Annotated in this window: 15 protein-coding genes and 2 pseudogenes; 11 read left to right on the forward strand and 6 right to left on the reverse strand. The window is 68.7% G+C overall.

Annotation, left to right across the window (positions count from 1 at the left end; all coding sequences use genetic code 11):
* Positions 1-76: 76 nt before the first annotated feature.
* A pseudogene (locus ACFJIX_RS10315) lies at positions 77-1,030 on the forward strand (PhoH family protein); the annotation flags it as partial.
* Positions 1,031-1,377: 347 nt separating this feature from the next.
* Positions 1,378-1,824, forward strand: coding sequence for an rRNA maturation RNase YbeY (ybeY, locus tag ACFJIX_RS10320; RefSeq protein WP_377159698.1), 447 nt, complete (start codon positions 1,378-1,380; stop codon positions 1,822-1,824).
* Positions 1,825-1,827: 3 nt separating this feature from the next.
* Here the strand turns inward: ybeY and ACFJIX_RS10325 are convergent, their stop codons facing one another.
* Complete coding sequence (locus ACFJIX_RS10325; protein ID WP_377159700.1) at positions 1,828-2,922, reverse strand: magnesium transporter CorA family protein; 1,095 nt, start codon at positions 2,920-2,922, stop codon at positions 1,828-1,830.
* Positions 2,923-2,963: 41 nt separating this feature from the next.
* Positions 2,964-3,971 (reverse strand): porphobilinogen synthase, encoded by a 1,008-nt coding sequence (gene hemB, locus ACFJIX_RS10330; protein ID WP_377159702.1) that lies wholly within the window; start codon positions 3,969-3,971, stop codon positions 2,964-2,966.
* A gap of 219 nt (positions 3,972-4,190) precedes the next feature.
* Between hemB and ACFJIX_RS10335 the strand changes: the two genes are divergently transcribed.
* From ACFJIX_RS10335 to ACFJIX_RS10365, 7 genes are all read left to right on the forward strand, one after another.
* Complete coding sequence (locus tag ACFJIX_RS10335; RefSeq protein ID WP_377159704.1) at positions 4,191-4,619, forward strand: CopD family protein; 429 nt, start codon at positions 4,191-4,193, stop codon at positions 4,617-4,619.
* A gap of 7 nt (positions 4,620-4,626) precedes the next feature.
* Positions 4,627-5,823, forward strand: a complete 1,197-nt coding sequence (locus ACFJIX_RS10340) for a VanZ family protein (RefSeq protein ID WP_377159706.1) — start codon at positions 4,627-4,629, stop codon at positions 5,821-5,823.
* Positions 5,820-6,152 carry a ferredoxin gene (locus tag ACFJIX_RS10345; RefSeq protein WP_377159708.1) on the forward strand — a complete coding sequence of 111 codons (333 nt, stop codon included), beginning with the start codon at positions 5,820-5,822 and terminating at the stop codon, positions 6,150-6,152. Before ACFJIX_RS10340 ends, ACFJIX_RS10345 begins: the two co-directional genes overlap by 4 nt.
* A 16-nt stretch (positions 6,153-6,168) precedes the next feature.
* Positions 6,169-6,804 (forward strand): alpha/beta hydrolase, encoded by a 636-nt coding sequence (locus ACFJIX_RS10350; RefSeq protein WP_377159710.1) that lies wholly within the window; start codon positions 6,169-6,171, stop codon positions 6,802-6,804.
* A gap of 13 nt (positions 6,805-6,817) precedes the next feature.
* The gene (locus ACFJIX_RS10355; RefSeq protein WP_377159713.1) at positions 6,818-7,987 is read left to right on the forward strand and encodes a D-alanyl-D-alanine carboxypeptidase family protein; all 1,170 of its coding nucleotides are present in this window, start codon (positions 6,818-6,820) and stop codon (positions 7,985-7,987) included.
* Between the two features lie 160 nt (positions 7,988-8,147).
* Positions 8,148-9,029, forward strand: a complete 882-nt coding sequence (locus ACFJIX_RS10360) for a D-amino acid aminotransferase (RefSeq protein ID WP_377159715.1) — start codon at positions 8,148-8,150, stop codon at positions 9,027-9,029.
* Between the two features lie 24 nt (positions 9,030-9,053).
* Positions 9,054-9,344 (forward strand): DUF493 family protein, encoded by a 291-nt coding sequence (locus ACFJIX_RS10365; protein WP_377159717.1) that lies wholly within the window; start codon positions 9,054-9,056, stop codon positions 9,342-9,344.
* Positions 9,345-9,347: 3 nt separating this feature from the next.
* Here the strand turns inward: ACFJIX_RS10365 and ACFJIX_RS10370 are convergent, their stop codons facing one another.
* Positions 9,348-10,016 carry a tetratricopeptide repeat protein gene (locus tag ACFJIX_RS10370; protein WP_377159719.1) on the reverse strand — a complete coding sequence of 223 codons (669 nt, stop codon included), beginning with the start codon at positions 10,014-10,016 and terminating at the stop codon, positions 9,348-9,350.
* A gap of 62 nt (positions 10,017-10,078) precedes the next feature.
* On the opposite strand from ACFJIX_RS10370, the gene lipB reads away from it, so the two are divergent.
* Both lipB and lipA read left to right on the forward strand, forming a co-directional pair.
* On the forward strand, positions 10,079-10,747 hold the full coding sequence (gene lipB, locus ACFJIX_RS10375; RefSeq protein ID WP_377159721.1) for a lipoyl(octanoyl) transferase LipB: 669 nt from the start codon (positions 10,079-10,081) through the stop codon (positions 10,745-10,747).
* Between the two features lie 32 nt (positions 10,748-10,779).
* Positions 10,780-11,791, forward strand: a pseudogene (gene lipA, locus ACFJIX_RS10380) (lipoyl synthase).
* Between the two features lie 101 nt (positions 11,792-11,892).
* On the opposite strand, the gene ACFJIX_RS10385 reads toward lipA, so the two are convergent.
* From ACFJIX_RS10385 to ACFJIX_RS10395, 3 genes are read right to left on the reverse strand one after another with little or no spacing between them, the layout of a single operon-like run.
* The gene (locus ACFJIX_RS10385) at positions 11,893-13,359 is read right to left on the reverse strand and encodes an efflux transporter outer membrane subunit (RefSeq protein WP_377159723.1); all 1,467 of its coding nucleotides are present in this window, start codon (positions 13,357-13,359) and stop codon (positions 11,893-11,895) included.
* Between the two features lie 3 nt (positions 13,360-13,362).
* A complete protein-coding gene (locus ACFJIX_RS10390; protein ID WP_377159725.1) occupies positions 13,363-16,548 on the reverse strand; it encodes a multidrug efflux RND transporter permease subunit in 3,186 nt (1,061 codons plus the stop codon).
* On the reverse strand, positions 16,545-19,778 hold the full coding sequence (locus tag ACFJIX_RS10395) for an MdtB/MuxB family multidrug efflux RND transporter permease subunit (RefSeq protein ID WP_377161708.1): 3,234 nt from the start codon (positions 19,776-19,778) through the stop codon (positions 16,545-16,547). The genes ACFJIX_RS10390 and ACFJIX_RS10395 overlap by 4 nt, the downstream gene beginning before the upstream one ends.
* Between the last annotated feature and the right edge of the window lie 16 nt (positions 19,779-19,794).

Here is a 19,794-nt window from a genome sequence, read left to right on the forward strand (position 1 = left end):
GGCGCAGCAAGCGCGCGGCGCACTGGCGCGCGACAATACCGCCCTCAACCCCCCTGAATACGGAGCCTCCTCCGCCTTGAACCTGCGCCACGCTTTCACCCCCGCCGACAACCGGCGTCTGTCGCACCTGTGCGGCCCGCTGGACGAGCATCTCCGCCAGATCGAGGCGGCGCTGACCGTGCGCATCACCCATCGCGCCGAGCACTTCAACATCGAGGGCGACCGCGCTCCGGCGCAGCGCACGCTCGCCTTGCTGGAGTCGCTGTACGCGCGGGCCGACCGGGCCATTCCCGGCGAGAGCCTGCGTCTGGCGATCGTCGAGGCTGCCAATGACGTGGCCGCGCCGACGAAGCTCGCCAACGGCGAGGACGCGGACGGCGACAACATCGTGCTGCGCACGCGCCGCGCCGACCTGGCCGGTCGCACGGGCAATCAGCATCTCTACCTGCGCAGCATCCTGTCGCACGACATCAGCTTCGGTATCGGCCCCGCAGGCACGGGCAAGACCTTCCTCGCGGTGGCCTGCGCGGTGGACGCGCTGGAGCGCTCGACCGTGCAGCGCATCATCCTGACGCGCCCGGCCGTCGAGGCGGGCGAGCGCCTCGGCTTCCTGCCCGGCGATCTGACGCAGAAGGTCGATCCCTACCTGCGCCCGCTCTACGACGCGCTCTACGACCTGATGGGCTTCGATCGCGTGACCAAGGCGTTCGAGAAGGGCCAGCTGGAAATCGCCCCGCTCGCCTTCATGCGGGGGCGCACGCTGAATCATGCGTTCGTCATCCTCGACGAGGCGCAGAACACGACGCCCGAGCAGATGAAGATGTTCCTGACGCGCATCGGCTTCGGCAGCAAGTGCGTGGTGACCGGCGACACGAGCCAGATCGACCTGCCGCGCGGCATGCACAGCGGGCTGGTCGACGCGGAGCAGGTGCTGGACGGTGTCGAGGGCATTGCGATCACGCGCTTCACGCGCGCGGACGTCGTGCGTCATCCGCTGGTCGCGCGCATCGTGCAGGCTTACGAGGACCAGGCGGAAGTGCTGGCGCGCGAGGAAGCGCGCGCCCAGGAAGAGCATCGCGCGCAGTTCGCGGAAGAGCGTGAAGAGCGTCGTCTGAGGGCATTGCGCATGCGCGAGGCGGCGATTCGATTCGATGAGGTGCCATCGGCACCGCCGCCGCCGCCGCCCGCACCGGTGAAGAAGGCGCCCACCAGGAAGCCCGCGTCCAGGCCGGCGGCGAAGAGCTCGGCGACGAAGCCCGTCGCGACGAAGACTGTCGCGAAGAAGGTGGCCGCGAAAAAGGTGGCCGTCAAGAAGCCCGCTGCGAAGCAGGCGGCGGCCAAGTCTCCCGGCAAGTCCGCGCGAAAGGGAGCCGCGCGATGAGCCGCCCAGAATTGAGCCTGTCGCTGCAGTTCGCGGACCCGCGCCACAAGGCGCTGCTGCCGCGGCACAAGGTGATCCGCTGGATGCGCGCCGCGCTGGAACTGCCGGGCGAGATCACTGTCCGCATCGTCGACGCGGAGGAAGGTCAGTCGCTCAACCGCGAGTACCGCTCGAAGGACTACGCGACCAACGTGCTGACCTTCGACTACACGCACGAGCCCGTCGTCGCCGCGGACCTGGTGATCTGCGCCGAGGTGGTCGAGCGCGAGGCGAAAGAGATGGGGCTGGACCTCGCGGCGCACTACGCGCACATGCTGGTCCACGGCACGCTGCACGCGCAAGGCTACGACCACGAAGAAGACGACGAGGCCGAGTTCATGGAAGCACGCGAGACCGAGGTGATGCTCGGCCTCGGCTTCGCCGATCCCTACGCCAGACGCTGAGCACTACTGCTGCGTGCCCAGGTAGCGCTTGCGCCAGAAGAAGGCGCCGAGCGCGAGGGCGGTGACGACCATGACGCCGACGGCGATCCAGAAGCCGGTGGCCCGGTGGATCAGCGGCAGGGTGTCGAAGTTCATGCCGAAGACGCCGGTGATCAGGTTCAGCGGCAGGAAGATGGCCGTCAGCACGGTCAGCGTCCGCATGATGTTGTTGGTGCGCTCGCCGGTGAGGGAGAAGTGCATCTGCACCGAGGTCTCGGCTGAAGTCTCCAGCCGCCGCACATGGGTCAGGACCCGCTCGACGTGTTCGAGCACGTCGCGCGACCGCACGCGCAGCAGCTCGCGCTCGCGCTCCGCGCGCGCATCGCCGACGGGCCATTCGCCGAGCGCGTCGATCCATTCCTGCACGGCACTGCGCTGGTCCTCGCAGAGGTCTTCCAGCCGCGACAGCGTGTCACGGGCGTGCAGCACCACCGGCCAGTCGCGGAAGTGGCCGCGCCGATCGAGCAGCAGGTTCTGCAACGTGGTCAGCTGACGCGTGAGCAGCCGGCGCAGATCCAGGTAGCTGTCCACCATGTGGTTGACCATGCGCAGCATCAGCTCGGCCGGGCTGTGGGGCAGGCGGGTGCTGCCACGCAGGTCGCGACCCTCCTGCTGCGCGCCGAGCTTGCCGGCGAAGTGATCCCGCAGCGAGCACTCGCCCGGATGCACCGTGATCAGCACGCGGTCGAAGACGGCGAAACCGACCGGACTCGTGTCGATGGCCTTCAGGGCCTCGTTGACCGCCGCGGCGTGGCGGGGCTCGTCGTCGGACAGGTACTGCTCGCTGCCGGGCATCGTCGCGAGCCGGCGGAAGACCATCAGGTCGTACGAGCTCGTGTAATCGAAATGCGACGGCAGCTGCGGATTCATCAGATCCGATACATGCAGGTCGAGCAGTTGCGCGCCGGCCCAGCGCATCAGCCGCTGCTGCAGCGTGCCGAGCTGGAGCTCGAATTCACGCCGCGGCAGCCCGATCCACAGGAAGCCCTCGGGCGGGAGTTCGTCGGGCAGCTCGGCGAGTTCCTCGTAGAGCGCGTCGCTGAGATGGAAGATGCGCATGCGTCGGTCGGGCAGCCGGCGTTTCCTGGAGCCGCCGAAGCTCAGGCGCCGGCGCGGATCAGACGCGCCGCGTCCATCGCGAAGTAGGTCAGGATGCCGTCGGCGCCAGCGCGCTTGAAAGCGAGCAACGCTTCGAGCATCACGGCGTCGTGGTCCAGCCAGCCGTTGGCCGCGGCGGCCTTGATCATGGCGTACTCGCCGCTGACCTGATAGGCGAAGGTCGGGACCTTGAACTCGTCCTTCACCCGGCGGACGATGTCCAGATACGGCAGGCCGGGCTTGACCATCACCATGTCGGCGCCTTCGGCCAGGTCCAGGCCGACTTCGCGCAGCGCTTCGTCGCTGTTGCCCGGGTCCATCTGGTAGGTCTTCTTGTCCGCCTTGCCGAGGTTGCTGCGCGAGCCGACCGCGTCGCGGAACGGGCCGTAGAAGGCACTGGCGTACTTGGCGCTGTAGGCCATGATCCGCGTGTGGATGTGGCTGTCGGCCTCGAGCGCGGCGCGGATCGCGCCGATGCGGCCGTCCATCATGTCGCTGGGCGCGACGATGTCCACGCCCGCCCGGGCCTGGACCAGCGCCTGTTGCTTGAGTAGCTCGACGGTGCGGTCGTTCAGGATGTAGCCCTGCTCGTCGAGCACGCCGTCCTGGCCGTGGCTGGTGTACGGGTCGAGCGCCACGTCCGTCAGCACGCCCAGGCCGGGCACCTTCTCCTTGAGCGCCCGCACGACGCGGGGAATCAGACCGTCCGGGTTGGTCGCCTCGATGCCGTCGGGCGTCTTCAGCGCCGTGTCGATCGCGGGGAAGAGCGCGATCACCGGGATGCCGAGTTCGACGCATTCCTCCGCGACGGGGATCAGCCTGTCCAGGCTCAACCGGGACACGCCCGGCATCGACGCGATCGGTTCGACGCGGTTCTCACCCTCATGGACGAACACCGGGAAGATGAAATCGCTGGCGTGCAGGCGGTGTTCGCGGACCAGCGCCCGGGTGAAGGCGTCGCGACGCAGGCGACGGGGGCGGCTGGCGGGATAAGGGGCAGGAAGTTGCATGATTTCCGAGAAGTACCACCAGCATGAGGGGTCACTAGGTGGAAAGACGTAGATTCCGAAATTCGGCAGATCTGTTAAAGTCGTTCTTGAATGATAGCCGCTGGCTGTCGTTCCCTGCTTTTCCTCCCTGAGCAGGAGCCTTAACGTGATGACAGCGATAAGGCTTTCCGACCCCGGCTGTGAAGCCGGGTTTTTTTTCGCGCCCTCCATAATGCCGCGATGCTCTGGATCAAAGCGCTACACATCATTTTCGTCGCCGCGTGGTTCGCCGGCCTCTTCTATCTGCCGCGGATCTTCGTGAACCTGGCCATGGTGCCCGCCGACAGCCACGCCGAGCGCGAACGGCTGTTGATCATGGCCCTGAAGCTCTACCGCTTCAGCTCGGGATTGATGCTGCTCGCCCTGGCCTTCGGGCTGACGCTGTGGCTCTACTACGGCATCGGGCGCGGCCCGGGCAACGGCTGGATGCATGCCAAGCTCGCGCTGGTCGTCGCCGTCATCGGCTATCACCACGTGTGCCGCGCGTTCCTGCGCAAGTTCGAGATGCTCGCCAACCGTCGCAGCCACAAGTGGTTCCGCGTGTTCAATGAGGTCTCGGTGCTCATGTTCGCGGCGATCGTGATCCTGGTCGTCGTCAAACCCTTCTGATCCGGTGATGCATCGGCGCAGTTCCGCCACCTGGCTGGCCCTGTGTTACGCCGTGCTGGTGGTCTACGCCAGCCTGTATCCGTTCTGGCCCTGGCGGATGCCGCCGAGCCTGCCCTGGCCCGGCTTCGTGGGGCTGCCCTGGCCGCGCTACTGGGGCAAGTTCGACATCTGGGTCAACGTCGTCGGTTACTGGCCGCTCGGATTGCTCTGCTTCGCCGCGGTGAGCCGCGGCAGCGGCAGTCTCATGCGTGCACTGCTGCTGACGGTGGTCGGGCTGCCGCTGCTGTCGTTCTCGATGGAGACACTGCAGTACTTCCTCCCGGGCCGCGTGCCGTCGCTGGCCGACTTCCTGTTGAACAGCGCCGGCGCCTGGCTGGGCGGGCTGTGCGCGTGGGCGGTGCTGGGGCTGGGTGGGCTCCGGCGCTGGAACGGCTGGCGCGAGCGCTGGTTCGTGCCGCATAGCGCGGGCGCGCTGGCCTTGCTGGCACTGTGGCCGGTGGGGCTGCTGTATCCGGCGCCGCTGCCCCTGGGGCTCGGCCAATTGTTCCCGCGTCTGCGCGAGTGGGCCGAGCTGCTGCTGGAGAACACGCCCTGGGAGCTGGTTCCCAAGGAGCTGACCGACGAGCTGCCGCTGCCGCCGGGACTGGAGGCGATCGCGATCGCCATGGGCGTCCTGGCGCCGTGCCTGCTGGCGCTGTCGGTCGCGCGACCGGGCAGGCGTCGCGCGTTGCTGGTGCTGGGCGCGATCGCGCTGGGCGTGACGACGACGGCCTGGTCGACGGTGCTGAACTTCGGCCCCGATCACGCCTGGGCCTGGCTGACCGCGACGACCGCGCCGGGCCTGATCATCGGCGGCGTGCTCGCCATGCTGGCGGCGTTCATGTCGCGGCGCGCGAACGCGGCGTGGGGGCTGGTCGTGCTGACCGTGCTGATCGCGCTGATGGCCGAGGCGCCGTCCGACCCGTACCTGCTCGAGAGCCTGCAGTTCTGGGAGCAGGGCCGCTTCGTCAACCTTTACGGGCTGGCGCAATGGGTGGGGTGGTTGTGGCCGTTCGCGGCGCTGGCGTGGCTGCTCTACGGCGTCACGCAGAGCGATCGATCAGGCCCGCCGCCTGCCGATGGGCGGTCTGAAGGACAGGCCGATCGTGACGGACCGCACGAACGGCCGCTCGGTGGAAACCCTGAAACTACAATCGACCGATGAGCTCTGCCAGCTACTACCAACGCCACATCTTCTTCTGCCTGAACCAGCGCGAGAACGAGAACGCCTGCCTTCAGCACAACGCGCAGGAGGCTTTCGACCACTGCAAGAAGCGCGTGAAGGCCGAGAAGCTGGCCGGCAAGGGCGGCGTGCGCGTGAACAAGGCGGGCTGCCTGGACCGCTGTGCCGGCGGGCCGGTGGCGGTGGTGTACCCGGACGCGGTCTGGTACTCGTTCGTGGACAACAGCGACATCGACGAGATCGTCGAGCGCCACCTCAAGCATGGCGAGGTCGTCGAGCGATTGGTGCTCGACGATTCGGTCGGCCGCTGATCGGGAGCCCGCTCGCATGAATGCACAGACCCAGCGCCGGCAGATCGCCGGTCCGGCCGGCGAGATCGAATGCGCCGTCGATGAACCCGCGGTCGACGCGGGCCCGCTGCGCGGCGTGGTGGTGATCTGCCACCCGAATCCGACGCAGGGCGGCACGATGGACAACAAGGTGGTGCAGACGATCGCGCGTGCGTTCGTGCACCTGGGCTATCGCGCGGTGCGCTTCAACTTCCGCGGCATCGGCAAGTCGGCCGGCGCCTGGGACGAAGGCCGCGGCGAGGTCGACGACGCGCTGGCCGTGATCGCCGCGTTCCGCGATCCGGCGCAGCCGCTGGCACTGGCCGGCTTCTCCTTCGGCGGCTTCGTCGCGTCGCAGGCGGCGCTGAAGCTCGAGCAGCCCGCGGAGCGTCTGCTGCTGGTCGGTCCGGCCGCGAGCCGCTTCGGCGTCGCGACGGTGCCGGCCGATACCGTCGTGATCCACGGCGAACAGGACGATGTGGTGCCGCTGAGCGCGGTCTTCGACTGGGCGCGCCCGCAGGCGCTGCCGGTCATCGTGGTGCCCGGTGTCGGGCATTTCTTCCATGGGCAGTTGCCGCTGCTCAAGAACTTGGTGCTGCGCGGCTGGCATGCCGTCGGCGACGCGCGCACCTGAGGATTCCTCCCGAATGAAACGCTTCCTTGCCTCCCTGGCCCTCGGCCTGGGCCTGTCCAGCTTCGTGATGACGACCGGCGCCTCGGCGCAGGCGCTGACGCCGCCCGAGATCGCGGCGCGCAACTTCGTCCTGCTGGACCTGACGACGCACCAGACGCTCGCCGAGCGCGACGCCGACACGCCGCAGGATCCCGCCTCGCTGACCAAGCTGATGACGGCCTACGTCGTCTTCGACGCGCTCAAGGCCAAGCGCCTGACGCTGGACCAGACGCTGACCGTCTCCAAGCGCGCCTGGGACGAACGCAAAGGCGACCCGTCGCTGATGTTCATCGACACGACCATGACGCCCAAGGTCGACGAGCTGCTGCGCGGCATGATCATCCAGTCGGGCAACGACGCGTCGGTCGCGCTGGCCGAAGGCGTGGGCGGCACCGTCGAGCAGTTCGTCGCGATGATGAACAAGCAGGCGCAGGCCTGGGGCCTGAAGAACACCGCGTTCAAGAACGTCACCGGCATCACCGAGCCCGGCCACAAGACGAGCGCGCGCGACATCGCGGTGATCTTCTCGCACGTGATCCAGGACTTCCCGCAGTACTACGCCGACTACTACTCCAAGCGTGAGTACACCTTCAACAAGATCCGTCAGTCCAACCGCAACATGCTGCTGGGCCGCGATCCGTCGGTGGACGGCGGCAAGACCGGCTACACCGATGCGGCCGGCTACTGCCTGGCCGCCAGCGCGCAGCGCGACGTGCCCAACGGCAAGCGCCGCCTGCTGAGCGTGGTCATGGGCACGGCCTCGAAGGAGGCGCGCGCGACCGAGAGCCAGAAGCTGCTGAACTGGGGTTACTCGGCCTTCGACGCGGTGCGCCTGTTCGAGAAGAACCAGCCGATCACGACCGTCAAGGTCTGGAAGGGCGCCGTGCCGGAAGCCAAGCTGGGCGCGGCCGACGCGGTCTTCGTCGCGGTGCCGCGCGGCGAGGGCGGCAAGCTCAAGACCGACATCCAACGCACCGATCCGCTGGTCGCGCCGCTGGCGCTGAACCAGCGCGTGGGCACGCTGAAGGTGACGACCGCGGGTGGCGCGCCGGTGGCCGAAGTGCCGCTGGTCGTGCAGCAGGAGGTGCCGCTGGCCGGCATCTTTGGCCGCGCCTGGGACGCGATCCGGCTCTGGATCAAGTAAGACCCGAAGACCCGCGAGTCGGCGAGGTGCTGGCGCCATGGCCGGGTCGGGCCGTGGCGACGGGCCTGTCGGCCAAGGCCCCTCGCTTGCCGGGGTTGGCGAGCCGGGCCGGCGGCGTACAGTCGGTGGCTTCGGCGTGACCACACAGCGGGAGCCACTGATGACCATGCCCTGGGTTGACCTGCCCTGCTACCTGAACGGCCACCTGGGCCGGCTCGGCGATGCCCGGGTGCCGGTGATGGACCGGGGATTCCTCTTCGGCGACGGCGTCTACGAGTCGATCCCCGTCTACGCGCGCCGGCTGTTTCGCGTCGACGACCACCTCGACCGGCTCGGTCGCAGCCTGAAGGCGTTGCGCATCGAGGACCCCTACGAGCGTGAAGCCTGGCTGGACCTGTTCCGCAGCCTGGTCGCGCACCTGCCGGAGGTCGAGGACCAGATGATCTACCTGCAGGTCACCCGCGGCGTCGCGGCGCGCGGCCATGCGATGCCCAAGGACCTGGAGCCGACGGTGCTCGCGTACACACAGCCGCTGCACGCGCTGACGCCGGAGCAGCGCCACCAGGGCCTGAGCTGCGTGACGGCGCGCGATTTCCGCTGGCAGCGCGGCGACATCAAGAGCATCTCGCTGCTGGGCAACGTGCTGGCGCGGCAGGCGGCCGCCGATCAGGACGCCGACGAGACCGTGCTGATCCGCGACGGCTACGTGACCGAAGGCTCCAGCAGCAACGTCTGGATCGTGCGTGACGGTGCGCTGCTGACGCCGCCGCCGGGCGAGACGCTGCTCGAAGGCATCCGCGTGCGTCTGCTCAAGGAGCTCTGCGAGGAACTCGGCATCGCCTGCAACCTGCGCCCGATCGCGGAGACCGAGCTGAGCACCGCGGACGAGATCCTGCTGACCTCCGCCAGCAAGGAAGTCGCACCGGTCACGCGGCTCGACCACGACCAGGTCGGCCATGGCGCGCTGCGCGGCAAGCCGGGCCCGGTCTACGCGAAGCTCCACGAGGCCTATCAGCGGGCCAAGGTCTTGCAAAGCCGCTGACCGACTCCACTTGAATTCCCCATCATGACCAGCTTCAACAACGCCCCGATCCCGCCCGAGCAGTCGCTCATCGAGTACCCGTCGCAGTTCCCCATCAAGGTGATGGGCGCGCATGTGGAGGGCTTCGTCGAGGCGATCGTCAGCGTCGCGCAGCAGTTCGATCCGGCCTTCGACGTGTCGAGGGTGGAGAAGCGCCCGAGTTCGGGCGGCAAGTACCTGGGCGTGACGATCACCGTCACCGCCACCAGCCGCGAGCAGCTCGACGAGCTCTATCGCACGCTCACCACGCACCCGATGGTGAAGGTGGTTCTCTAACGCTCAGACCGAGCCGGCGTCTGCGGCCAGCGCGTCGTCGACCGCCTTGAGCTTGTACGGTGCGGCCTCGTCGCCGTTGCGTGCCGCGATGTCGTACCAGTAGCGCGCCAGTCGCAGATCGCGCTCGACACCCAGGCCCGACTCGTACATCGACGCGATCAGGTACTGCGCGCCGACGTCGCCGCCCTTGGCCGCTTCGCGGTACCACTGCGCGGCCTGCGGGAAGTCTTTCCCGGCACCGCGACCGAGATAGAACGCGGTGGCCACGGCCACCTGCGCGTCGACGCTGCCGTGCTCGGCCGCCTTCAGGTACCAGGACTGGGCCTGGACCAGATCGGGTTTGCCGTCCTCGCCCTGCTCATAGAACTGACCCAAGGCCAGCTCCGCGCGCACAAGACCGCGACCGGCTGCGCGTACCAGCAACCGGCGGGCGAGCTTGGCATCGGGCTTCGGCACTTCCGCGCGCAGATGCATCATCGCGAGGTTGTAGTCGCCCAGTGCCAGGCCTTGCTGCGACAGCGCGCGGAACTGCTTTTCAGCGGCGCGGAGGTCTCCGCGCTCATAGGTCGCGAGGGCCTGTTCGAGCGTGACGCTGGCGGCCGACGCGGTGCCGCCCTGCAGCGCGAGGCAGCAGACCGCGAGCGCGGCAAGGGCCGTGATGTGACGCGGCATGGCGCGGCTCCTGAATGTCCCGATGGCGCAGATGCTAGAGCCATCGCGGATAGCATGCCGACATGCTGATCAAGACCCTGGGCCGCGTCGACTATGCGGCCACGCTGGACGCGATGCGCGCCTTCACGGACGCACGCGGTCCGGACACGCCGGACGAGCTTTGGCTCTGCGAATTCGATCCCGTCTATACCCAGGGCCTGGCCGGCCAGGCCGACAACGTCCTGGATCCTCAAGGCATCCCGGTGGTGCAGACCAACCGCGGCGGACAGGTGACGTACCACGGCCCCGGTCAGGTGGTCGCCTACCCGCTGGTGGACCTGAAGCGGCTGGGCATCTTCGTCAAGGAATACGTGTTCCGACTCGAGACCGCCGTGATCCAGACGCTGGACGGCTTCGGCGTGACGGGTCACCGCGTGGCCGGGGCGCCTGGCATCTATGTACGGCTTGACGACCCGGGGGCGCATGCCGCCCTGACCGGGCCGGCCGACCCGGCGGACCCGTTCCGCGGACTGGGCAAGGTCGCGGCGCTGGGGATCAAGATCAGCCGGCACTGCACGTATCACGGTGTCGCACTGAATGTCGCGATGGACCTGAAGCCCTTCCTGGGCATCCATCCGTGCGGATACGCAGGGCTTCAAACGGTGGACCTCGGTACACTCGGGGTTTTCACGGACTGGGCCACGGTGGCCCAGCGGTTCGGAGATCGGCTCTCAGCCCAGCTCCAACCCTGAGGCCCGGAACAAGGCAACCGAGAGAACGCCTGATGGCAACCGAGAACGTCACCCACGAAGCCAAGAGCGCGTCCGACTACGACGCGACCGCCAAGCAGAAGGCGCAAGCCAAGACGGCGCGGATCCCGATCAAGATCATTCCGGCGGAACAGCTGAAGAAGCCGGACTGGATCCGGGTGAAGGCCGGTTCGCCGTCGACGCGCTTCTACGAGATCAAGCAGATCCTGCGCGAGCACAAGCTGCACACGGTCTGCGAGGAAGCGTCCTGCCCCAACATCGGCGAGTGCTTCGGCAAGGGCACGGCGACCTTCATGATCATGGGGGGACAAGTGCACGCGGCGCTGCCCGTTCTGCGACGTCGGCCACGGCCGGCCGGATCCGCTGGACGTGGATGAGCCGCTGAACCTGGCCAAGACGATCGCGGCGCTGAAGCTGAACTACGTGGTGATCACCAGCGTGGACCGCGACGACCTGCGCGACGGCGGCGCCGGCCATTTCGCCGAGTGCATCCGCAAGGTGCGCGAGCTGAGTCCCCGCACGCAGATCGAGGTGCTGGTGCCCGACTTCCGCGGCCGCATGGACCGCGCGCTGGACATCCTGAAGGCCGCGCCGCCGGACGTGATGAACCACAACCTGGAGACCGCGCCGCGCCTGTACAAGGAAGCGCGTCCGGGCTCGGACTACCAGTTCAGCCTGAACCTGCTGAAGCGTTTCAAGGAAGCGGTGCCGGGCGTGCCGACCAAGAGCGGCATCATGGTCGGCCTGGGCGAGACGGACGAGGAGATCCTCCAGGTCATGCGCGACATGCGCGCCCACGACATCGACATGCTGACGATCGGGCAATACCTGGCCCCGTCGGGTCACCATCTGCCGGTGCGCCGCTACGTGCACCCGGACACCTTCAAGATGTTCGAGGAAGAGGCCTACAAGATGGGCTTCACGCACGCGGCGGTCGGCGCGATGGTGCGCTCCAGCTACCACGCGGACCAGCAGGCGCATGCCGCGCTGGAGAAGGTGGAAGCGGAGAAGGCTTCCGCGGCCTGACCCATCGAACGCCATGCAAAACGGCTCCCTGGCGGGAGCCGTTTTGCTTTGATGCGCTGCCGCAGTCCTGCTTCGGCTGGGAGAACGCCCTTGAGCGCCCGTCAGGCCGGCGTCCAGCGCCCCGCCACGTTCTTCAGCAGCAGGTTGATCGCCGCCAGCTGACGGTTGCGGACCGACAGCAGCGAAGCCTCCGCGTTGAAGGCGCTGTTCTGCGCGGTCGTGACGTCCAGGAAGGACACCGTGCCCGCGCGGTACTGGTCCGTCACCAGTTCGAGGTTGCGCTGCGCGGCGTCGAGCGCCTCCTGCTGCAGCCGCGCTTCCTCGCGCAGATGGTTGGTGAGGATGAGGTTGTCCTCGACCTCCTGCAGCGCCGTCAGCACCGTCTGGCGATAGGTCGACGTCGCGATCTCCGCGCTCGTGCGCGCCTGTGCGCTCGCCAGCTTGCGCTGGCCGCCGTCGAAGATCGCCTGCGCCAGCGACGGGCCCAGCGACCAGAACAGGTTGGGCGCGGACAGCAGGTCCGTCAGCGTGCTGTTGCGATAGCCGGCGCTGCCCGACAGCGTCAGCGACGGGAAGTACGCCGCGTCCGCGACGCCGATCTGCGAGTACGCCGCCGCCACGCGCCGCTGCGCGGCCGCGATGTCCGGCCGGCGCTCCAGCAGCTGCGAAGGCAGCATCTCCGGCACCGCCGGCGGCTTGGGCAGCGCCGCGTTCTTCGCCAGGTCCAGCGCCGACGGCGGCAGTCCCAGCAGCACCGCGATCGCGTGCTCCAGCTGGCCGCGCGTCGAGCGCGTCTCCAGCAGCTGCGCCTCCGCCGAGCGCAGTTGCGTCTGCGCCTGCAGCACGTCGCTGCGCGCGGCGACGCCGCTCTGGTAACGCGCCTGCGTGAGGTCGAGGAAACGCTGATACGCCTTCACGCTGCGGTCGTAGAGCGCTTCCTGTGCTTCGGCGGTCCGCAGCGAGAAGTAGGTCTGCGCCAGCGTGGCCTGCGCGCTGAGCCGCGCCGCGGCGAGGTCGTCGGCGCTCGCCTGCAGCGAGGCGCTCGCGCCCTCGCTCGCCATGCGCAGCCGTCCCCAGAGGTCGGGCTCCCAGCTCGCGTTCAGCGAGGCCTGCACGCTGTTGGTCGGTCCGCGGTTGATCGAGCCGTTGGTGACATTGCCGTCCGGGCTCGCGCTGCGCGTGCCGGAGACGCCGACGGACAGCGTGGGGAACAGCGCCGAGCGGCTCGCCTCCAGCGCGGCGCGGGCGCCGGCCACCTGCGCGATGGCCGCCTTCAGGTTCTCGTTGCCGATCACCAGCCGGTGCTGCAGGTCGTTGAGCACGGGGTCGTCGAACAGCGTCCACCACTGCTCGGGCACCGGCTCCGCGGCGGCGGGGCGCGCCTGCTTCCAGAGCGCATCCTCCTTGAACTGCGCCGGCGCCGCGACCGGCGGGGGCGGATCGACGCGCGTCACCGCGCAGCCGCTCATCAAGGCGATCAGCGCCGCGGTCGCCGCCGCTGCCGCGATCGTGGTGAGGGCCGCGCGCGGGCGGGCGGAGGGGGCATTCATCATCATCGGGGTCTGCATGTCTCAGCCCTGCAGGGTCGGAGCCGGGGGCGGCTCGGGATTCATCGGGGGCGCGGCGTGCGAGGCCTTGGCGGCCTTTGCGACCTTCGCGGCGCGCCTGGCCGCGCGGCGCTTCATCACGCGCTGGCGCAGCCGCTCCATCGTCACGAAGACGACCGGCGTCGTGTAGAGCGTCAGCACCTGGCTCAGGATCAGGCCGCCGACGATCGCGATGCCCAGCGGCTTGCGCAGCTCGGCGCCGTCGCCGCTGCCCAGCGCCAGCGGCACCGCGCCGAAGATCGCGGCGAAGGTCGTCATCAGGATCGGCCGCAGCCGCAGCTTCGCGGCGCGGAAGATCGCCGCGCCCGCCGTCAGGTGCGCCGTCGTGCGCTGCCGCGCGATGGCGAAGTCGATCATCATGATCGCGTTCTTCTTGACGATGCCGATCAGCAGGATCACGCCGATCAACGCGATGATCGAGAACTCCGTGTTGAACATCATCAGCGCCAGCAGCGCGCCCACGCCCGCCGACGGCAGGGTCGACAGGATGGTCACCGGATGCACCAGGCTCTCGTAGAGCATGCCCAGCACCAGGTAGATCGCGATGATGGCCGCGCCGATGAGGATCGGCTGCGACTTCAGCGCGTCCTGGAATGCGTTGGCGGTGCCCGCGAAGGTGCCGCGCACCGAGACCGGCACGCCCAGCTCCGACATCGCGTTGCCGATCGCGTCCGTGGCCTGCGACAGCGACACGCCCTCGGGCAGGTTGAAGCTGATCGTCGATGCCGGCGAGCCGCTCTGGTGGTTCACCGACAGCGGCGTGTTGGTCGTCTCGAAACGGCTGAACGCCGACAGCGGCACCTGCGCGCCCGTGCTGCTCGTGACGTAGAGCTTGCGCAGCGTCTCCGGCCCCTGCAGGTACTGCGGGGCCAGCTCCATCACCACGCGGTACTGGTTCAGCGGGTTGTAGATGACGCCGACCTGGCGTTGGCCGAAGGCGTTGTTCAGCGTCGTGTCGATGGTGCTCACCGTCACGCCCAGCCGCGCGGCCGCGTCCCGATCGATGACCAGCGAGGTCTGCACGCCCTTGTCCTGCTGGTCGGTGTTGACGTCGGTCAGGTCCGGCAGTTGCGACAGCGCGTTGCGCACGCGCGGCTCCCATTCGCGCAGGACCTCCAGGTCGTCCGCCTGCAGCGTGAACTGGTACTGCGCGTTGGCCTGCCGGCCGCCGATGCGGATGTCCTGCACCGGCACGAGGAACAGGTTGGCGCCGGGCTCATGCGCCATCTTGTCGCGCAGCCGGTTCACGACCTGGTCCGCCGAGACCTTGCGTTCCTTCAGCGGCTTGAGCGTGATGTAGAAGTTGGCGCCGTTGCGCTGCCCGCCGCCGGTGTTGCCGTTGACGTTCTCCACCGCCGGATCGGACAGGATGATCTCCATGAAGCGGTCGACCCGCTTGCGCATCATCTCGAAGGAGCTGCCCTGGTCCGCCTGCACGCCGCCGATCAGCACACCGGTGTCCTGCTGGGGGAAGAAGGTCTTGGGGATCGCGCCGTAGAGATGCACGTTCAGGGCGACCACCGCCACCAGCGACAGCAGCGCCACCGGCTGGTGCCGCAGCGTCCACATCAGCGAGCGCCGGTAGCCGCGCGCCAGCGCGCGGTTGAACCGTCCCGCGGCGCGCGCGAACCAGCCCTTGCGTTTCGTCGCGGCGCCCGGCTCGGGTTCCTTGCGCGGCTTCAGCACGCGCGAGGCCATCATCGGCGTCGTCGTCAGCGACACGATCATCGACACCAGGATGGAGGCCGACAGCACGACGGCGAATTCGCGGAACAGGCGCCCGACGACGCCACCCATCAGCAGGATGGGGATGAACACCGCCACCAGCGACAGGCTGATCGAGATCACCGTGAAGCCGATCTCTCGCGCGCCGCGCAGCGCGGCCTCGACGGGCTGCAGGCCCTGCTCGATGTAGCGGGTGATGTTCTCGAGCACCACGATCGCGTCGTCCACGACGAAGCCGGTGGCCACCGTCAGCGCCATCGCCGACAGGTTGTCCAGGCTGTAGCCGCACAGGTACATGACGCCGAAGGTGCCGGCCAGCGACACCGGCACGGCGACCGCCGGCAGCAGCGTCGCGCGCCAGCTGCGCAGGAACAGCAGCACCACCAGGATGACGAGGCCGACCGCGATCGCCATCGCGCGCTGCACCTCGTCCAGCGAGGCGCGGATGGTGGGCGTGCGGTCGCTGATGACCTTGAGGTCGATCGCGGGCGGGATGGAGGCCTGCAGCCGCGGCAGCAGCTCGCGCACGTGCTGCACCGTCTCGATGATGTTGGCGCCCGGCTCCTTCTGGATGAACAGCAGGATCGCCGGCTGGCCGTTGGAGGCGCCGTAGTTGCGCACGTCCTGGACCGAGTCGCTGACGTCCGCCACGTCGCGCAGCCGCAGCGCGGCGCCGTCGCGGTAGGAGAGCACCACCGGCGCGTATTCGGAGGCGGTGCGCGCCTGGTCGTTCGCGCCGACCTGCCAGTAGCGGCCCGACTCCTCGACGGCACCCTTGGGCCGGTTCGCGTTGGTGTTGGTGATGGCCTGGCGCACCTGGTCCAGCGAGATGCCGTTCGCGGCCAGCTTGTCCGGGTTGAGCTCGACCCGCACCGCCGGCAGCGCGCCGCCGCCGACGTTGACCTGCCCGACGCCGCCGACCTGCGCCAGCCGCTGCGCCAGCACGGTGGACGCGGTGTCGTACATCTGGCCGCGCGTCAGCGTCTGCGAGGTCAGCGCCAGGATCATGATCGGCGCGTCGGCCGGGTTCACCTTGCGGTAGGTCGGGTTGCTCGGCATGCCGGTCGGCAGCAGCGTGCGCGCCGCGTTGATCGCGGCCTGCACGTCGCGCGCGGCACCATCGATGTCGCGGCTCAGGTCGAACTGCAGCGTGACGTTGCTCGATCCCAGCGCTGAACGCGACGTGATCTCGGTGACGCCCGCGATGCTGCCGAGCGCGCGCTCCAGCGGCGTCGCCACGGTCGCGGCCATCGTGTCCGGACTCGCGCCCGGCAGCGAGGCGGACACCGAGATCGTCGGGAAGTCCACCTGCGGCAGCGGCGCGATCGGCAGGAAGTGATACCCGAGCATCCCCGCCAGCGCGATGCCGATCGTGATCAGCGTCGTCGCGACCGGCCTCGCGATGAACGGCGCCGAAATATTCATGGAGCACCCCGATCGCCGGGTACGGCGATCGACCCTCCGAGAGGGTCGGGCCCGGCTTGGGGCGGCCCGGCGCTCGGGCCCGTCGCCTCCGATCCAGAGCCCGAATCCGACCCAGGACTGCGGCGGCGCTCGCGCCAGCGCTGCGCCATCCGCGCGAAGCCCAGGTAGATCACCGGCGTCGTGAACAGCGTCAGCAGCTGACTCACGATCAGGCCGCCGACCATGGTCACGCCCAGCGGGTGCCGCAGTTCATGGCCGACGCCGGTGCCCAGCATCAGCGGCAACGCGCCCAGCAGCGCGGCCATCGTCGTCATCAGGATGGGGCGGAAGCGCAGCAGCGAGGCCTGGTGGATCGCGGCGCGCGGCTCGAGTCCCTGCTCGCGCTCGGCCTCGAGCGCGAAGTCGATCATCATGATCGCGTTCTTCTTGACGATGCCGATCAGCAGCACGATGCCGATGATCGCGATGATCCCCAGGTCCAGCCCGCCGAGCAGCAGCGCCAGCAACGCGCCGACGCCGGCCGACGGCAGCGTCGACAGGATGGTGACCGGGTGGATGTAGCTCTCGTAGAGCACGCCCAGCACGATGTACATCGTGACCACAGCCGCCAGGATCAGGAACAGCGTGCTCGACAGCGAGTTGCTGAAGGCCTCCGCCGCGCCCTGGAAGCTGGTCTCGACGCTGATGGGCAGGTCGAGCTGGGCCTGCTCCGCCTTGATCGCGTTCACCGCATCGCCGAGCGCGACGCCCGGCGGCAGGTTGAACGAGATCGTCGCGGCCGGGAACTGCGCGACGTGGTTGATCGCCAGCGCGGCGGGGCGCTCGACGATCTGCGCGACCGAGCTCAGCGGCACCTGAACCGAGGTGGTCGACGCCGTGCCGGTGGCACCGGTCGTCGTCGTGCTGCCGGGCACGTACAGGCCTTCGAGCGCGCGCGGTCCGCTGCGGAACTCCGGCGCCGCTTCGAGCACGACCCGGTATTGGCTGGACTGCGTGTAGATCGTCGAGATCAGCCGCTGGCCGAAGGCGTTGTAGAGCGCGGTGTCGATCGCCGCGATCGTCACGCCGAGCCGGCCCGCCGCCTCGCGGTCGATCTGCACCCCGGCCTGCAGGCCCTGGTTCTGCAGGTCGCTGGCGACGTCGGCCAGTTGCGGCAATTGCTTGAGCCGCTCCAGCAACTGGTCGTTGGCCTTCTGCAGGTCGCCCGAGTCCGGCGAACTCAGCAGGAACTGGTACTGCGTCTTGGAGATGCGGTCCTCGATCGTCAGGTCCTGCACCGGCTGCATGTAGGCGGTGATGCCCGGCACCTGCCGGTTCGCGTCGCCCAGCCGCGCGATGATCTCCGTCGCGGACGCGTGACGCGCCGAGAACGGCTTCAGCGTGATCTGCATGCGGCCGGTGTTCAGCGACGCATTGGCGCCGTCGACGCCGATGAAGGACGCGATGTGGTCGACGTCGGGATCCTTCAGGAAGACCTCGGCGAGCTTCTGCTGGCGCTCGCTCATCGCGTCGAAGGAGGTGCTCTGCGTCGCCTCGGTGATGACCTGCAGCAGGCCGGTGTCCTGCACCGGGAAGAAGCCCTTGGGCACGACGACGTACAGCAGCGCCGTCAGCGCCAGCGTCCCGAAGAAGCCCAGCAGCGTCAGCACCGGACGGTCCAGCACCCAGTCCAGGCCGCGGCCGTAGGCCCGGATCATGGCGTCGAACTTCTCGCCGAACCAGGTGCCCAGGCGCGAGTGCTTCTGCTCGACCTCGGGCTTCAGCAGCCGGGCGCTCATCATCGGCGTCAGCGTCAGCGAGACGAAGGCCGAGATCAGGATGGACACCGCCAGCGTGATCGCGAATTCATGGAACAGCCGGCCGACCACGTCGCCCATGAACAGCAGCGGGATCAGCACCGCGATGAGCGAGACCGTCAGCGAGATGATGGTGAAGCCGATCTGCTTCGAGCCCTTGATGGCCGCCTCCATCGGCGAGTCGCCCTCCTCGACGTAGCGGGCGATGTTCTCGATCATGACGATCGCGTCGTCGACGACGAAGCCGGTCGAGATGGTCAGCGCCATCAGCGTCAGGTTGTTGATCGAGAAGCCGGCGAGGTACATCACGCCGAAGGTGCCGATCAGCGACAGCGGCACCGCGACGCTCGGGATCAGCGTGGCACTGCCGCTGCGCAGGAACAGGAAGATCACCGCCACCACCAGCACGATCGCGAGCAGCAGCTCGATCTCGGTGTCGTCGACCGAGGCGCGGATCGTCGTCGTCCGGTCGGACAGGATCTGCACGTCCACGGACGCGGGCAGCGTGCCCTGCAGCTTGGGCAGCAGCGCCTTCACGCGGTCGACGGTCTGGATCACGTTGGCGCCGGGCTGACGCTGCACGTTCAGGATCACGCCGGGCGTCGTGTCGGCCCAGGCCGCCAGGCGCAGGTTCTCGGCGTCGTCGACGATCTCCGCGACGTCGTTCAGGCGCAGCGGGTTGCCGTTCTTCCAGGCGATGATCAGGTTCTGGTATTCGGCAGCGGAGCGCAACTGGTCGTTGGCATCGATCGTCGACGCGCGCTGCGCGCCGTCGAAGCTGCCCTTGGCCTGGTTGACGTTGGCCGAGGCGATGGCGCTGCGCACATCGTCCAGCGACAGTCCCAGTGCCGCCAGCGCTCGCGGATTCGCCTGGATGCGCACGGCGGGCCGCCGGCCGCCGGCAATGCTGACCAGGCCCACGCCGTCCACCTGCGACAGCTTGGGCGCGAGCCGGTTCTCCACCAGGTCGTGGACCTTGATCACCGGCAGCGATGGCGAGGTCACGGCGATCGTCATCACCGGCGCGTCGGCCGGGTTGACCTTGCTGTAGACCGGTGGCATCGGCAGATCGCTGGGCAGCAGGTTGCTGCCGGCGTTGATCGCGGCCTGCACTTCCTGCTCGGCGACGTCCAGCGACAGGCCCAGCGAGAAGCGCAGCGTGATCACCGAGGCGCCGCCCGAACTCGACGAGGTCATCTGGCTCAGGCCCGGCATCTGGCCGAACTGGCGCTCCAGCGGCGCGGTGACGGTGGTCGAGATGACGTCGGGGCTCGCGCCCGGATAGAGCGTCGTGACCTGGATGGTCGGGTAGTCGACCTCCGGCAGCGCGGACAGCGGCAGCAGCCGGTAGGCGAGCAGGCCGGCCAGCAGGATGGCCAGCATCAGCAGCGAGGTCGCGACCGGCCGCTCGATGAAGGGACGGGACGGGTTCATGGCCATGGCCGGGCCT

The sequence above is a fragment of the Roseateles sp. UC29_93 genome (genome assembly GCF_042695725.1).
In the GTDB taxonomy this organism is placed as follows: Bacteria; Pseudomonadota; Gammaproteobacteria; order Burkholderiales; family Burkholderiaceae_C; genus Roseateles; species Roseateles noduli_A.

Bases quoted from the DNA above. Each gene is read 5' to 3' on its own strand.
- ACFJIX_RS10355 (WP_377159713.1), top strand. From the start codon at position 6,818: ATGAAACGCTTCCTTGCCTCCCTGGCCCTCGGCCTGGGCCTGTCCAGC.
- ACFJIX_RS10370 (WP_377159719.1), bottom strand. From the start codon at position 10,016: ATGCCGCGTCACATCACGGCCCTTGCCGCGCTCGCGGTCTGCTGCCTC.
- hemB (WP_377159702.1), bottom strand. From the start codon at position 3,971: ATGCAACTTCCTGCCCCTTATCCCGCCAGCCGCCCCCGTCGCCTGCGT.
- ACFJIX_RS10395 (WP_377161708.1), bottom strand. From the start codon at position 19,778: ATGAACCCGTCCCGTCCCTTCATCGAGCGGCCGGTCGCGACCTCGCTG.
- ACFJIX_RS10385 (WP_377159723.1), bottom strand. From the start codon at position 13,359: ATGCAGACCCCGATGATGATGAATGCCCCCTCCGCCCGCCCGCGCGCG.
- ACFJIX_RS10360 (WP_377159715.1), top strand. From the start codon at position 8,148: ATGACCATGCCCTGGGTTGACCTGCCCTGCTACCTGAACGGCCACCTG.
- ACFJIX_RS10390 (WP_377159725.1), bottom strand. From the start codon at position 16,548: ATGAATATTTCGGCGCCGTTCATCGCGAGGCCGGTCGCGACGACGCTG.
- ybeY (WP_377159698.1), top strand. From the start codon at position 1,378: ATGAGCCGCCCAGAATTGAGCCTGTCGCTGCAGTTCGCGGACCCGCGC.
- ACFJIX_RS10350 (WP_377159710.1), top strand. From the start codon at position 6,169: ATGAATGCACAGACCCAGCGCCGGCAGATCGCCGGTCCGGCCGGCGAG.
- ACFJIX_RS10325 (WP_377159700.1), bottom strand. From the start codon at position 2,922: ATGCGCATCTTCCATCTCAGCGACGCGCTCTACGAGGAACTCGCCGAG.
- ACFJIX_RS10365 (WP_377159717.1), top strand. From the start codon at position 9,054: ATGACCAGCTTCAACAACGCCCCGATCCCGCCCGAGCAGTCGCTCATC.
- ACFJIX_RS10335 (WP_377159704.1), top strand. From the start codon at position 4,191: ATGCTCTGGATCAAAGCGCTACACATCATTTTCGTCGCCGCGTGGTTC.
- ACFJIX_RS10345 (WP_377159708.1), top strand. From the start codon at position 5,820: ATGAGCTCTGCCAGCTACTACCAACGCCACATCTTCTTCTGCCTGAAC.
- ACFJIX_RS10340 (WP_377159706.1), top strand. From the start codon at position 4,627: ATGCATCGGCGCAGTTCCGCCACCTGGCTGGCCCTGTGTTACGCCGTG.
- lipB (WP_377159721.1), top strand. From the start codon at position 10,079: ATGCTGATCAAGACCCTGGGCCGCGTCGACTATGCGGCCACGCTGGAC.